Here is a 13,810-nt window from a genome sequence, read left to right as displayed (position 1 = left end):
AAAAACATATTGGCTTTCTGGAAAAGCAAGCTCAGAACAAACAACTTCAGTCATCTAATTAATCGGCTAATCTCTTGGGGGTGGAAGTCCAGAGAACTGGTGCAAGTTAGGAACTTTTCCATGTCGTAGAAACTCTGTCCTTTTCTTAATCTTCTTTCATCACCAGTTTTACCGCAAAATGTAAGGGGAGCTGTTCCCAACCCGATCTTATCGCTAAGTCATAGTTCCTGTTGATTAGTTATCGCAAGTTCTTGTCCCGAGCCAAGGAAATGAACTTGTAGCGATTACCGGAATGGCAAGAACATCGTCCGATTGCCGATTAGATGAGTACTTAAGTAAAAGTACATAAGTCTTTATAAGTACCAAATAATAACATTCATCGATTAAATACAAATAAATTAAAGTTTTTTGTCTCAAACTCTCATTAAAACAGGTAATTATCTGGATAAACTTATTGAGCGAGTAAAAAATGAAATAATTATTGCTTCTCACTTGTGTATGCGATATATTGCATATTAGAATAATTATAATGAGGATGAAGAACAATGCCAATTCCTAAAGATTTTTCCTTACCCGTCCGTATGTCCGCAAAAGAAAGAGCGTTTTCACAGATTCAACGATGGATTATTGATGGAACACTGCAACCAGGTGAAAAACTTATTGATGCTGAAATGGCTGAATCGCTTGGAGTCAGCCGGACACCGATTCGGGAGGCATTTCAGTTACTCGAAGTTCAAGGCCTCGTGTCTATGCACCCAGGAAAAGAAACAAGAGTAACAAATATTGAGAAAAACGATATTTTTAAGATGTATTCAACCATGGCTGCTCTTCAGGCCTTGGCTGCTGAAATCACCGCCAAAATTATTGTTCCAGAACAGATCGAGAAACTAAGATCTATAAATTTGGAATTTGCAAGTTCCATTAAAAATGGACAAGTCTATCAGGCTATGGAGGTGGATGAGCAATTTCATAATTATATCGTGGAGCTCTCAGATAATCCTTATGTGGCCACATTTAATGCCTCTCTCCAGATTCACATCAGGCGATTTAAATATGTGTTTTTAAAACAACCTATTACGGCTACACTAGCTTCAGTCGAAGAGCATGATTTGATTATTAAAGCTTTTGAAGGCAAAAATAGTGATGATGCTCACGGACTAATGAAACAAAATTTTATTCGACCGATGCAGGAACTGAACGAAATACTTTGAAATGAGGGGGAAGGGACATGGAGAATAAAAAAGATCTTCGTATTCGAAGCAAGGTGATCAGTGAAGGTGCTAACCGGGTACCGAACAGAGCCATGCTGCGTGCAGTTGGTTTTCAGGATGATGATTTTAAAAAGCCAATGATTGGAATAGCGAGTACGTGGAGTGAGGTAACACCTTGTAATATGCACATCAATGATTTAGCGACGCAAGCCAAGATGGGAGCACGCGATCATGGCGGTGCTCCATTAATTTTTAATACGATTACCGTTTCTGATGGGATCTCAATGGGGCATGGAGGGATGTTGTTCTCGCTGCCAAGTAGGGAAGCTATAGCTGATTCGATTGAAATTGTGACTGGAGCGGAGCGTTTTGACGGCATTGTTGCAATCGGTGGTTGTGACAAGAATACGCCTGCATGTTTGATGGCTATTGGACGGATGAACATTCCTTCCGTTTATGTCTACGGAGGAACCATTCAACCTGGTAATCTCGACGGTAAAAAAGTGGATATCGTTTCAGCTTTTGAAGCAGTTGGTCAATATCAAGATGGAAAAATGACAGATGAACAGCTGCATAAGGTCGAATGTAGTGTTTGCCCGGGTCCAGGGGCTTGCGGGGGCATGTATACCGCTAATACGATGGCCGCAGCTGCAGAAGCAATGGGTATGTGTTTGCCTGGTTCTTCTTCGACATCAGCGATCTCAGCGGATAAAGCATTGGAATGCGAAGCAGCCGGTAAGCAGGTCATCTCACTTCTTGAACAGGAAATCTACCCAAGAGACATTATGACGAAGAAAGCATTTGAGAATGCGATCACCGTTGTTATGGCTCTAGGGGGATCAACCAACGCATTTCTCCATCTGCTAGCTATTGCGCACTCCGTAGAAGTGGATTTAACCTTGGATGATTTTGAGCGAATCCGCTTGCGTGTTCCTCATCTGGCAGATCTGAAGCCAAGTGGCCAATATGTGATGCAGGATTTGAATGATATTGGCGGTGTTTCAGGGGTAATGAAGCTATTGCTCGCTGAGGGATTACTTCATGGAGATTGCCTCACTGTAACTGGTAAAACGTTGGCGGAGAATTTAGCGGAAGCTGCTCCACTTCAGAATAATCAAGAGATTATACGACCACTCGATAATCCGCTTAAGCCAGATGGACCACTGGTTGTGCTTCGAGGAAACCTCGCTCCTGAAGGCGCTGTTGCCAAAATGTCAGGCATGAAGATACAGCAGTTTTCCGGCCCGACAAAGGTGTACGATAGCGAAGATGAAGCGACAGAAGCGATCATGAACGATGAAATTCAAGAAGGGGACGTATTGGTCATACGCTATTGTGGTCCGAAGGGTGGACCAGGTATGCCTGAGATGCTTTCCGTTACAGCACTAATTGTAGGAAAAGGTCTCGGTGGGAAAGTTGCTCTCATAACAGATGGTAGATTCTCTGGTGGTTCGCATGGATTTGTAGTCGGCCATGTATCACCTGAAGCACAAGTAGGCGGGCCGATCTCTTTGCTCCAAAATGGAGATATTATTACCATTAACAGTGACATTCAGGAAATTAAGGTTGAGGTGTCAGAAGAAGAGTTAGCCGCTCGAGCGCAAGCGTGGGTACAACCTCCACTGAAAGTAAAATCCGGTGTACTCGGCAAATATGCCAAATTAGTTTCCTCTGCTTCAAAAGGTGCAGTAACAGATTTGATGGAATAGACAATTTTAAACCCCCGTTAATTTCATCATTTGAAAATTAACGGTTTTTTTTTGTAATACATGCTTTTGGGGGCTCACTACGGAGACGGGGTTAAAGATTCTACTGGCAACTATTACACAACCAATTATCCTGAACAAATACAGCAAAGAAAATTATTCAAATGCGGAAACAGAAGCTCTTGCAGATTACGGTATCAGTACGTGGAAGGATTTATTCCCTTTTGAGGAAGAGTACCTGTTAAGAGTGGGGAGCTGCCTATAACATACCGATTCCTTCGGATAGCGGTGATTACAATGTCATTTCCAGAAAACACAGGATATGATCCACAAACGGATTGCCGAAGCAATCACGGCCTCGCCGAGCGCATTTGATGACATCTATGATGGGATGCTTGATGAGATTGATCAGGCGATAGTCGAAGCAGTTTTAGAGTTGGAATAAAATATGTTAGAAATACTACTCCCCCTTGATTTAGCGGAACGAAAGTTCCATAAAAGAGAAGTTAAATCCAAAGAAACCACTCCATTTTCAGGAGTGGTTTTTGTATATATTGTGGTCGAACTGTACTTTGTGTTTGGATACATTGTCACATCCCACGGAGGGAAGAGGTCTTCGTGAATGGAGGAGACTCCCCGAAGCAGAGAAAGAACAGTGTCAGAAGTGTCGATACTTACAGCGAACATGCTTTTGACGGCATTTTCGCTTTTTCACTATTCTTGGTCAATGATGTTTCCCAGCGTTGACCTGTAATAACATAAAGACAACCGATGGGCGTGTTGCTGTGGCGAGAAACTAGAGCGAACTGCCATCCTTTTCACAACAGCTCCACCATTCATCTGGACCATTCATGACCGTTATGCTCGGAGATTTATTAGTATTCGCGTAGAAATTCGCGTTGCAAGGGGCACGACCAAATTGGTAGTGAGTCTTAAAATAACTGGGCAGACAATCATGAACAACATCGCTGGTAAAACCAATCAATATGCCCAATTCATCTATCGCCGCAACGTTTGTCATGTCATGGGAAGATGAGTTGTACGGGAATGACGGCGTTCTTAGGAGAATAAACATCTTCCATTTGTTCACGTAACAGCTTTACGGCTGTTCGTGCCATTTCCTGTTCATCCTGCTGCACATAAGCTACGCCTGAAAGATGTGGATTATCGAAAGATAGCAAATCGATATTTGAGTGATCGTTCAGACGACTTATAGCAGCCGATGTAAGACGTGCAGTTTCTTCAGTCAAGGAGAAGACTGCCGAAATTCCACTGTGGTCCTGCAAGAAGTCGCATACATAGTCCAATGCTTGCTCTCCGCGTAGAATGTCGAGAGGGATGTGACACCACAAGCTCTTGTCAATCGAGATGCCTTGATCTGTGTAAGCCTGCTCGAAGCCGAGCGTGCGATCCTCGACGGCTGTATTGGCATTTTCAGGTGAGATGAGCGCAATCTGCTGATGACCCTTGGATAGCAAATGGGAGACCGCCTTGTACGCACCGCCGTAATTGTCGGATGTAATGGTGTACGTCTCAATGTTGCGCAGATAGCGGTCGATGAACACGCACGGGAATTTATCGAGCGACAGACGCAGTAATGATTCATTGTACTTCTCATCTTCTGTCGGAAAAACGATCAGGCCCTTCACACCGAGCTCCGTTAGTGTATGAATGACGTTTGATTCGATAGAGGAGGACTCGCGCGTGATGCTTAGTACCATGCTGAGACCGGCTTCTTGCAGGAAGTGTTCCGTGTAGTCAACGAGCTTCTGAATGACACGGGTTCTCATCGTCGGAATGATGAAGCCGATGAGCGGCATGGAGGACACACTGCGTGAGTATGGTGGAGAATTGATGCTAGAAACAACAAGACTAGAAGAGACGAATGAGCCTTTGCCTTGTACGCGTATAATTAATCCTTCGTCAGCTAGTAGGGTTAGGGCGTTCCTGACGGTAATTTTACTTACTCTGAATTCGTCCATTAGTTCTTGCTCAGAAGGAATGCGGTCCGTTGGCCGAAGCTGCCCTGATTTAATTTTCTGTATAATATCTTCTCGAATTTGTTTGTAGAGCGCCAGCTTTTTCAAAAAGTTGCATCTCCCCATAAACTTTATGATTTTATAATCAATTGGTTATATAAAGCATATTTCATCTATATTATAATACGGCATGTAAAGCGCTTACAATATGGAATCTGAAAAATTGTTGCGAAGGGGTCTTTTCTTTGAACGGTTAGAATTATGTTAAGGATGGTGGTGCCAAGGTAGATTGAACCCGCTTAAATTAACAGAACTAACTAGTCAGCCGACTTCTCAAATGCATAACAAAAAAAGAGAGGATGACGAACAAATGAAAAAACGCAGTGCTTTAATCTCCATCGTTACACTCCTTATTATGTCACTTGTTTTTACAGCATGTGGTACTCCTTCTGATTCAAAAACGGAAACACAGCAATTAGGCGCTAATGCCGGTGAGAATGCAACAGAATTATCATTTTGGACATTCGTAGATTTGCACGGCAAGCATTTGGATAAAATGCTGGGGTTATGGAACCAACAGAACCCAGACAAACAGATTAAGTTGAATGTAACGGTTATGCCTTACGATGATATGCACAACAAGCTCTTATTGGCAGTTACAAGCGGAAAAGGTGCTCCTGATATCGCGGATATTGAGCTTGGTCAATTTCCTAAATTCTTGGAAGGTGACAATGTTCCACTGGAATCTTTGAATGATGTATTTGCACCATACAAAGACGTTGTTGTTCCTTCACGTGTCGAGATTTACTCCAAAGCCGACCAGGTTTATGGCTTTGATTATCACGTAGGTGCTACGCTTGCTTTCTACAACACTGAAATTCTCGAGCAAGCAGGTGTTGACTACAAGACAATCAAAACCTGGGAAGATTACAAACAAGCAGGTATCAAGGTTTATGAAAAAACTGGCAAGTACTTAGGTACTGCTGATACATCAGCAACGTGGCAAGCTTCGCTGCTGCTAGCTCAGCAAAACGCTGATTTTACAGATGAAAATGGTAATCCAAAAGTGAACTCGCCTGAAATGATTAAAGCGTATGAAATGTTAGTCGATCTGCAGAAGAACAATGTTATTCATACGATCCCTGGTGGGCAACCCGACACAGAAGAAGCAAAAGGCGAATACAACAAAGGAAACTACGCAAGCGCATTGATGCCTGAGTGGTACATGTCCCGCTTTGTAAACGAAATGAAGGACCTGAAAGGTAAGTATGCCATTGCTCCATTGCCTGTATTTGAAGAAGGTAATCCTCGTTCCGTTGGCTTAGGCGGTACCGGCACAGTTGTAACTAAGAATGGTAAAGACGTTCAGCTGGCAAAAGAATTTGTAGCCTTTGCTAAGCTTTCGAAAGAAGCTACTACTGAAATCTGGAATACGCTTGGATTCGACCCAATCAACATGGAAGTATGGAAAGATGATGCAGTAACGAAAAACCCTGATAACGAGTACGTCCAATACTTTAAAACAAATGCATTTGATACTTTGAATGAAATCAAAGACGAAATTCAAGCGATCAAATCCGTTAAGGCTTCACCGACGATCGGCAATGTCTTCAATACGGTTACTTTGAATGCGATCTTTGAAGATGGCCAAGACGTGAAGGAAGCGCTGGATGAAGCACAAGAAGCAATTGAACAAGAATTGAAATAAATATAATAAGCAAATGATTTGATTAAACCTGTCGGCAGGCATAGTGGCCGGCAGGTTTAACCATAGTCAAGGGAGATTGAGAATATGATAAAGAAATTTGTATACTCTCAAAAAGTTGCGCCTTATGTTTTTGTATTGCCATTTATACTCGTATTTTTGATCTTCTGGTTTTATCCGCTTCTAAATTCATTCGTCATGAGCTTTCAAGATAAGATGTTGGGACAGGATCCTAAATGGATTGGTGAAGCGAATTATTCGAAATTGCTTACAGATAAAGTGTTTTTGACGGCTATTAAAAATAGCGTTGTGTACATGTTAGGAACCTTAGTGCTGTTAATTCCCTTTCCCATGTTATTCGCCGTTATGATCAACAGTAAGTTAATGATGGGAAGAGAGTTTTTTAAATCTTCGTTCTTTCTCCCTGCATTGACATCTGTCGCAGTTGCGGGTACCATTTTCCGCCTTACATTCGGTGAAATGGAAGGTTCATTAATGAACAGTTTCCTGGGTCTATTTGGTGTAGAGCCTATTAAATTCTTGAAAGACGGAGAATGGAGCATGGCAGCACTGTTAATCCTCGCATGTTGGAGATGGACAGGTGTTAATATGCTTTACTATCTATCCGGTTTGAAAAGCATTGACAATGAATTCTATGAGGCTGCTTCAATTGACGGAGCATCTGCTTGGCAGAAGTTTAGAACGATCACAATGCCATTATTGAAGCCGACCACGGTATATGTTACGACAATTAGTGTTTATGCAGGTTTAGCCATGTTTACCGAGAGCCTGATGATGTTCAACGGTAACAATTCACCCAAAAATATTGGCTTAACCATTGTCGGATATCTGTATAGACAAGGGATTGAGAAAAATAAGCTGGGTTACGCAGCTGCAGTTGGTATCATTCTGTTAGTCATTGCTATGGTTATCAATTTAACGCAGTTGAAATTTAGTGGAATGTTCAAAAAGGAGGAGGATTAAAGTGGGCAAAAGTCAGACGAGGAATAATTTTATTTCCAGAATAGTAATTATATGTTTGTTTGTTATACTATTCGTTATAATTATGATTCCATTCTATGCAGTGGCCCTATCTTCCTTTAAACCAGGTGAATCATTAATTAGATATGGTCTTAACCTAAGTTTGGATTTTAGTATTATGAGTTTTGACAATTTCATCTATCTGTTTACTGGAGAACATGATTACTTTGTATGGTTTTGGAACAGCATGACTTTAACAATCGTTCAAGTAGTTCTAACACTTTTTGTAAGCGCATTTGTTGGATATGGTTTTGCAGCATATGATTTTAAAGGTAAGAACTTCCTCTTTATATGTGTTTTGCTCATTATGATGGTGCCTTTCGAAATACTGCTGGTTCCTTTGTACAGCCTAATTAATGATTTGAAAATGGTGAATAGCTATTCAGCAATCATTCTGCCGGGTATAGCCAATGCCGCAACCATATTTTTCTTCAGGCAATATCTAAGAAGCATACCCAAAGAAATTATTCAATCTGGGCGGGTTGATGGCGCAAACGAGTATGCGATTTATTTCAGACTAATTATGCCGATTATGAAGCCATCCTTTGCGGCAATGGCCATTCTGAATGGTATGAATAGCTGGAATAATCTGTTGTGGCCATTCATGGTGCTCGGAGATCAGAGTAAATTTACACTTCCAATCGGTTTGAAAACGTTGTTAACTCCTTATGGCAATAATTATGACCTTTTGATCGTGGGCTCCTTCTTCTCCATCCTTCCAATTTTTATCCTGTTTATTGCTTTCCAGAAATATTTCATAGACGGTATGACTGCAGGTGCTGTTAAAGGGTAGTAAATATTATGATGAAACAGGTGATAAGATGGAATTCCAACAAAGAGTGTTAAACGACATTCAACCATTAATCGAGCAGAGAGCAGATCCTTTTATGTACCGACATTCGGACGGTTATTATTACTTCGTAGCATCCGTTCCGGAGTATGATCGGATTGAAATCCGTAGAGCCCAGAACCTTGAGGGGCTTGTTACATCAACTCCTGTAGTGATCTGGAGAAAGCGCGAGACGGGTATCCTTAGTGCCAATATTTGGGCGCCTGAACTGCATTTTATTGATGACAAATGGTACGTATATTTCGCTGCCGCACACACGACGGATACGAATGAAGGCTTGTTCGACCATCGGATGTACGTGCTAGAGAATGAAAGTGCCAATCCGCTCGAAGGCAGTTGGACGGAAAGAGGGCAGGTTCGTACCGCGTGGGAAAGCTTCTCCCTCGATGCCACTACCTTTGAGCATAATGGCAGCCGTTATTACGTATGGGCACAAAAGGATCCGAGTATCGAAGGTAACTCTAATCTGTATATATCTAAAATGAGTAATCCATGGACGCTGACTGGGCCGCAAACGATGATTTCGATGCCGGAATATGACTGGGAGATCATTGGTTATAAAGTGAACGAAGGCGCGGCATTTCTTCGCAAGGGTAATCGAGTATTCCTCTCTTACTCGGCTAGCGCCACAGATTTCAATTATTGCATGGGCCTGCTTGAAGCCGATGCGGATGCTGATTTGCTCGATGCCGCCTCATGGCGCAAGTCGCAAGCAGCGGTTTTCTCGACAGATGAGAGCATCTCTATGTATGGTCCCGGTCATAATTCCTTCACGGTGTCAGAGACGGGCGAAATGACGCTATTTGTGTTCCACGCAAGAACATACAAGAACATTATAGGAGATCCGCTATACGATCCGAATCGCCATACATTTGTGACAGAGCTTTTGTGGACGGCTGACGGCAGACCCGATTTCCGCGGCTCTGTTGCAGCACTTGCACGTTCTGTACAGTGAACGAGTGTCCCAACAAGATTGGTTGATGGATTTGAGTTCGTTTATCCAACTCGCCAAAGAGAGACAGTAAGAACATCGAAGGCACCCTACTGGGTGCCTTCGATTTCGCTCTACAGATAATACGCCGAACCGTACCATAAGTAGTGGTAAGTTGCCTTAAAACTTGCCGCTCCAGTTATTCCGGAGAATCATATCATAAATAAGTGATTTCTTGAAAAATATATAAGAAGAGGCCGCTCATTTGAAAGCACTCGTATTTAATAAATTCGGGTGACCGGAAGTACAAGAATATCTTGAAATTTCGGATCCGGTTATCGGGCCTGAAGAAACATGAGTAAGGATGAAAGCAATCGGACTGACCCTGGGGCGTTGGTCATTTGCTTCTCCAAATTTCAAAGCTCTTCGGTCGGTGGTAGGGTCATTGACCTTGCGGCGCTGTCGAGGGACAAGAACATGGTCCCATTGAAGTCGCTATTATAGCGGCCTTTTTATTTTATCGGTACAAGTTCGTGTTCTGTATTTAGACCCACCGAACCCATGAACTACCGGTTTTCCCAAACTGGAACTGCGCTATGAAGCTTTACCGAAAGTAACCGGTAGGTTGTTGACACGGCGAAGCTACCCGAAAGGGGGGCAAAGGATTGACAATGAGGTCGTATGCATGCCATAATACCGATTGACCGGTCGGTTAGTTGATTAACATGGAGGTAGCGTTTTGAGCGATTTATCGGAACAAGCCAGAGAAAGCAGAGAGAAAATATTGAGGGCGGCCAAGGAGCTTTTTTCGACGAAAGGCTTTGACGGCACTTCTGTAAGGGAAATTTCAGAAAAATCCAACGTCAAGAAAGCGCTCATTTTTTATTATTTCAAAAATAAAGAAGAGATTTTGCAGAGTCTTCTGGACACGTTCATTCTCGAATTGAAGCAAGAGGCAATCAAGCGGCTGTCCGAGGAACGATACGACATGCAACAACAAGGAAAATTAACATTCCAGCTCGACAAGTTCAAGTATTCCCATTCAGACAACGAAGCGATCGATCGGCATATGGATGCCGCCATCCGTCAGTCCCTGGATTTCTTTTTGAATAGAAAAGCGATATTGCGCATCTTGTTCGACGAGTCGTTGAAAAAAGGAAGCCACAGCTCCATCCTATTCCGAATTACCGATCTGCTCCGCGATCAAGAAGAGGAAGGCATACCGAACACATTGGGGCAACACGGATATCCTTTGCAAATCGACAACAAGTCATTGGTGGAGCGGTTTTTCACAGGGCTTATGCCGATGCTTAGTTTTGTTGTTTATTTCGATGAATGGAAAGCCCACTACAAAATGTCGGATGAAGAATGCAAAGATGCATTCGTCCAAAGCTATAAAACGACTTATGGGAATCATTATCGGTAGGAGCCAATATTTTTTTTGAATTATATTGACCGTACGGTTAGTCAGCGTAATGCATATCCTGCGAGGAGGAAGATTTGTATGAATGCAATCGAGGTTAATAACTTGACCAAACGATACGGCGCTGCCCGAGGAATTGAAGATGTAAGCTTCGACGTGAAGGAAGGAGAAATTTTCGGTTTTATCGGACCGAATGGAGCCGGAAAATCGACCACGATTCGAACGTTACTGTCGCTCATCTATCCTACAAGCGGGAGAGCAGAAATTTTCGGAAGAGACTTCATCAAGCAAAGCGTGGAAATCAAAAAGGAAATCGGATACTTGCCCTCGGAAGTTTTTTATTACGACAAGATGAAAGTCATCGATCTTTTGAAGTATTCGGCCAGCTTTTACAAGAAGGACTGCGGCAAACGGATGATGGAGCTGGCAGAAATCATGGACCTCGATCTGAATAGGAAAATCGATGATCTGTCTTACGGGAACCGCAAGAAAGTAGGCATCGTACAGGGGCTGCAGCACCAACCGAAGCTTATCATCCTCGACGAGCCGACCGGAGGCTTGGATCCGCTGATGCAGCAACGATTTTTCGATCTTCTTGCGGAGGAAAACCGAAAAGGGACGACGATTTTGTTTTCTTCGCATATTCTAAGCGAGGTTCAAAAAATGTGCGACCGCGTTGCCATTATCAAGGAAGGGAAAATCATCAGCCTCGAAAAGATAAGCACGCTGCGGGCAAACAGCTATAAAAGAATTCAAGCCGAACTATCGGACCAAGCCGATCCGAAGCTTTTCTCGATAGACGGCGTAAGCAATGCGGTAGCGCAGGGGAACCAGCTCAGCTTCCTTTACAAGGGGGATATCAACTCGCTTCTTCGCAAGCTTTCGGAAGTTCCGCTATCGAATCTTCTGATCGAAGAGCCTAGTCTTGAGGAGATTTTCATGCATTACTACGGGAAGGAAAGTGAGAAGCGGTGAATATGTTTGCGCGCGAACTGAAAGCGAACACCCGATTTACGATTTTATGGACCTTCGCCTTATCGGCCTGGATTGTTCTGATTTCCTTGTTCTACCCGGCGTTTTCCGAGAATGCCGCCATCATAGAGAAAGCTTTGGAAAGTTATCCGGAAGCGGTTCGAAGCTTGTTGGGGCTTTCCCAGGATAGCTTGTCTAGCTATATGGGGTTTTATACGTTCGTATTTAAGGGCGTGGTCGAGCTGGGAGCGGTGCAGGCGATGATCTTGGGCGCTACCGTTTTGTTTAAAGAAAGAAGCGGAAAAACGGCGGATTTTCTGTTTACCAAGCCGGTTTCCCGCAAGCAGATCATGACGTCAAAGCTCGGCGCGGCAACGGTTTGTCTGACTTTCACTACGTTCGTCTGCTTTGCGGTTACGATCATGACGGCCATCATTATTTCCGGAGACGCCGTCAACATGATTATTTTTTTTATGATCGACATGTCTTTATGGTTTGTCCAGTTGATCTTTATGTCCTTGGGCTTGCTAATTGCGGTCGTATTCCCCAACATGAAATCAGCGACAGGGATCGCTGTAGGCAGTTTGCTGTTAAGCGTAATCGTATATAACGCACTCAAGCCCGTCATGGGCGGCTATAACGTAAGATACTTGATTCCGTTCCACTATTTCGACAGCGAATGGATCGTTCGTTACGGTTCGTACGAAGCGCCTTTTGTGCTGACCGCCATATTGCTGATCGCGGCAAGCGTTGCCGCCGGCTATGCCGTTTACGATAAGAAAGACATTCATGCTGCTTGAGGAGGAATCGTTACATGAATATGTATCTGAGAGAAATGAAAGCCTATCGAAAATCGCTCATCATTTGGTGCATCGGCGTGTTTTATATCGTTGCGGCCAGCATGTGGAAATTTGGCACGGAATATAGCGGTAACCAGTCCCTCAACGAGCTTGTAACCCAGCTTCCAGCGGCAGTGAAGGTGCTGCTCGGGTTGCGGGGCGCTTTCGACCTGTCGACCGCCGCTGGATATTACGGTTTATGCTACTACTATTTAGTCGTGATGGCAACGATTCATGCCGCGATGATTGGAGCTGGCGTAATCGCTAAAGAAGAGAGCGACAAAACGACGGAATTTCTGATCGTCAAGCCGGTTTCCAGAAGCCGGATCTTAACGGCGAAGCTGTTGGCCGGCTTTTCCAATGTTTTGGCGTTAAATATCATGACGGGCATTTCATCGATACTCATGGTCGGATATTTTAACGATGGGGAGACTTTTGCCAGAGAAATTATGAACCTTATGGCGGGCATGCTCATGCTACAGTCGATCTTTATGGTGACGGGTGCGGGCATAGCGGCGATGGGCAGAAACCCCAAATCCGCTTCTCCACTGGCCATTGTCGCATTATTGATTTCGTTGATGATGGCCAAGATGATCGACATGAATCCCAATTTGGATGGGTTGAAATATTTCACTCCCATTAAATATTTCGAAGCGGAGCAGTTGCTTTTTCAAGGCGGGTTCAGCTCGATTTTCGTGCTGCTGTCCACAATAATCGTCGCTTTGTTGCTCAGAATGACATATGTTTCGTACAGAAAGAGAGATTTGAAGGTGTAGCGGAAGCGGGTTAGGAATCTGCCGGGCGAGCTCGAACAAGGAATAGCACGTCCGTTGCTGCCGATCGTTTAATTAACATCATCGTAAAACAAACGAAGAATGATTGGTCAATTTGGCTACTATTGGATGCAAAAGGGAGACAGCGCGCCTAAGGTACAGGATAGGAACAGCTTCAGCAGGTTGTTCAGGCACTGAAAGAATGGATGAAATTTCAATACAAAAATAAAAAAGGACCGTAAGTGTTCATCTTCCATCGATGAATGCTTTCGGTCCTTTTATGTTTATCTTGTACCTTTATGCCCTGGCAGCATCTTTATAAAAATATCTAATGAACGACGGTATCGGTTTCCGCCTCTCTTTGTTAACGGTTCCGCCGC

At 43.5% G+C, this 13,810-nt stretch carries 11 protein-coding genes; 10 read left to right on the top strand and 1 reads right to left on the bottom strand.

Features of this window, described 5'->3' with window-relative positions; all coding sequences use genetic code 11:
* Positions 1–545: 545 nt before the first annotated feature.
* Both SNR34_RS16420 and ilvD read left to right on the top strand, forming a co-directional pair.
* On the top strand, positions 546–1,211 hold the full coding sequence (locus tag SNR34_RS16420) for a GntR family transcriptional regulator (protein WP_236412826.1): 666 nt from the start codon (positions 546–548) through the stop codon (positions 1,209–1,211).
* 17 nt (positions 1,212–1,228) lie between these two features.
* Entirely contained in the window at positions 1,229–2,920 is a 1,692-nt protein-coding gene (gene ilvD / locus SNR34_RS16415; protein ID WP_339272240.1) for a dihydroxy-acid dehydratase, read from the top strand.
* 1,019 nt (positions 2,921–3,939) lie between these two features.
* Here the strand turns inward: ilvD and SNR34_RS16410 are convergent.
* Complete coding sequence (locus SNR34_RS16410) at positions 3,940–5,004, bottom strand: GntR family transcriptional regulator (protein ID WP_486179626.1); 1,065 nt, start codon at positions 5,002–5,004, stop codon at positions 3,940–3,942.
* A 262-nt stretch (positions 5,005–5,266) separates the two neighbouring features.
* Between SNR34_RS16410 and SNR34_RS16405 the strand changes: the two genes are divergently transcribed.
* The 8 genes from SNR34_RS16405 to SNR34_RS16370 all read left to right on the top strand — a co-directional run bounded on the left by SNR34_RS16405 (position 5,267) and on the right by SNR34_RS16370 (position 13,433).
* Entirely contained in the window at positions 5,267–6,604 is a 1,338-nt protein-coding gene (locus SNR34_RS16405) for an ABC transporter substrate-binding protein (RefSeq protein WP_236412829.1), read from the top strand.
* Between the two features lie 84 nt (positions 6,605–6,688).
* Positions 6,689–7,585, top strand: a complete 897-nt coding sequence (locus SNR34_RS16400; protein ID WP_486179625.1) for a carbohydrate ABC transporter permease — start codon at positions 6,689–6,691, stop codon at positions 7,583–7,585.
* A gap of 31 nt (positions 7,586–7,616) precedes the next feature.
* Positions 7,617–8,435, top strand: a complete 819-nt coding sequence (locus tag SNR34_RS16395; protein WP_486182470.1) for a carbohydrate ABC transporter permease — start codon at positions 7,617–7,619, stop codon at positions 8,433–8,435.
* Between the two features lie 28 nt (positions 8,436–8,463).
* Positions 8,464–9,447 carry a glycoside hydrolase family 43 protein gene (locus SNR34_RS16390; protein ID WP_486179624.1) on the top strand — a complete coding sequence of 328 codons (984 nt, stop codon included), beginning with the start codon at positions 8,464–8,466 and terminating at the stop codon, positions 9,445–9,447.
* Positions 9,448–10,162: 715 nt separating this feature from the next.
* Complete coding sequence (locus tag SNR34_RS16385; RefSeq protein WP_486179623.1) at positions 10,163–10,849, top strand: TetR/AcrR family transcriptional regulator; 687 nt, start codon at positions 10,163–10,165, stop codon at positions 10,847–10,849.
* Positions 10,850–10,927: 78 nt separating this feature from the next.
* Entirely contained in the window at positions 10,928–11,821 is an 894-nt protein-coding gene (locus SNR34_RS16380; RefSeq protein ID WP_486179622.1) for an ABC transporter ATP-binding protein, read from the top strand.
* A 2-nt stretch (positions 11,822–11,823) separates the two neighbouring features.
* Positions 11,824–12,618 (top strand): ABC transporter permease subunit, encoded by a 795-nt coding sequence (locus SNR34_RS16375; protein ID WP_486182469.1) that lies wholly within the window; start codon positions 11,824–11,826, stop codon positions 12,616–12,618.
* A gap of 14 nt (positions 12,619–12,632) precedes the next feature.
* The gene (locus SNR34_RS16370; RefSeq protein WP_486179621.1) at positions 12,633–13,433 is read left to right on the top strand and encodes an ABC transporter permease subunit; all 801 of its coding nucleotides are present in this window, start codon (positions 12,633–12,635) and stop codon (positions 13,431–13,433) included.
* Positions 13,434–13,810 lie beyond the last annotated feature (377 nt).

The organism is Paenibacillus sp. XP01 (assembly GCF_057364885.1).
The sequence above is the reverse complement of the archived record's forward strand: the minus strand, read 5'-3'. Positions and strand labels throughout refer to the sequence as shown.

Excerpts from the sequence above, each read along its gene's own strand:
- SNR34_RS16370 (WP_486179621.1), top strand. The coding sequence starts at position 12,633 with ATGAATATGTATCTGAGAGAAATGAAAGCCTATCGAAAATCGCTCATC.
- SNR34_RS16380 (WP_486179622.1), top strand. The coding sequence starts at position 10,928 with ATGAATGCAATCGAGGTTAATAACTTGACCAAACGATACGGCGCTGCC.
- ilvD (WP_339272240.1), top strand. The coding sequence starts at position 1,229 with ATGGAGAATAAAAAAGATCTTCGTATTCGAAGCAAGGTGATCAGTGAA.
- SNR34_RS16420 (WP_236412826.1), top strand. The coding sequence starts at position 546 with ATGCCAATTCCTAAAGATTTTTCCTTACCCGTCCGTATGTCCGCAAAA.
- SNR34_RS16390 (WP_486179624.1), top strand. The coding sequence starts at position 8,464 with ATGGAATTCCAACAAAGAGTGTTAAACGACATTCAACCATTAATCGAG.
- SNR34_RS16375 (WP_486182469.1), top strand. The coding sequence starts at position 11,824 with ATGTTTGCGCGCGAACTGAAAGCGAACACCCGATTTACGATTTTATGG.
- SNR34_RS16405 (WP_236412829.1), top strand. The coding sequence starts at position 5,267 with ATGAAAAAACGCAGTGCTTTAATCTCCATCGTTACACTCCTTATTATG.
- SNR34_RS16400 (WP_486179625.1), top strand. The coding sequence starts at position 6,689 with ATGATAAAGAAATTTGTATACTCTCAAAAAGTTGCGCCTTATGTTTTT.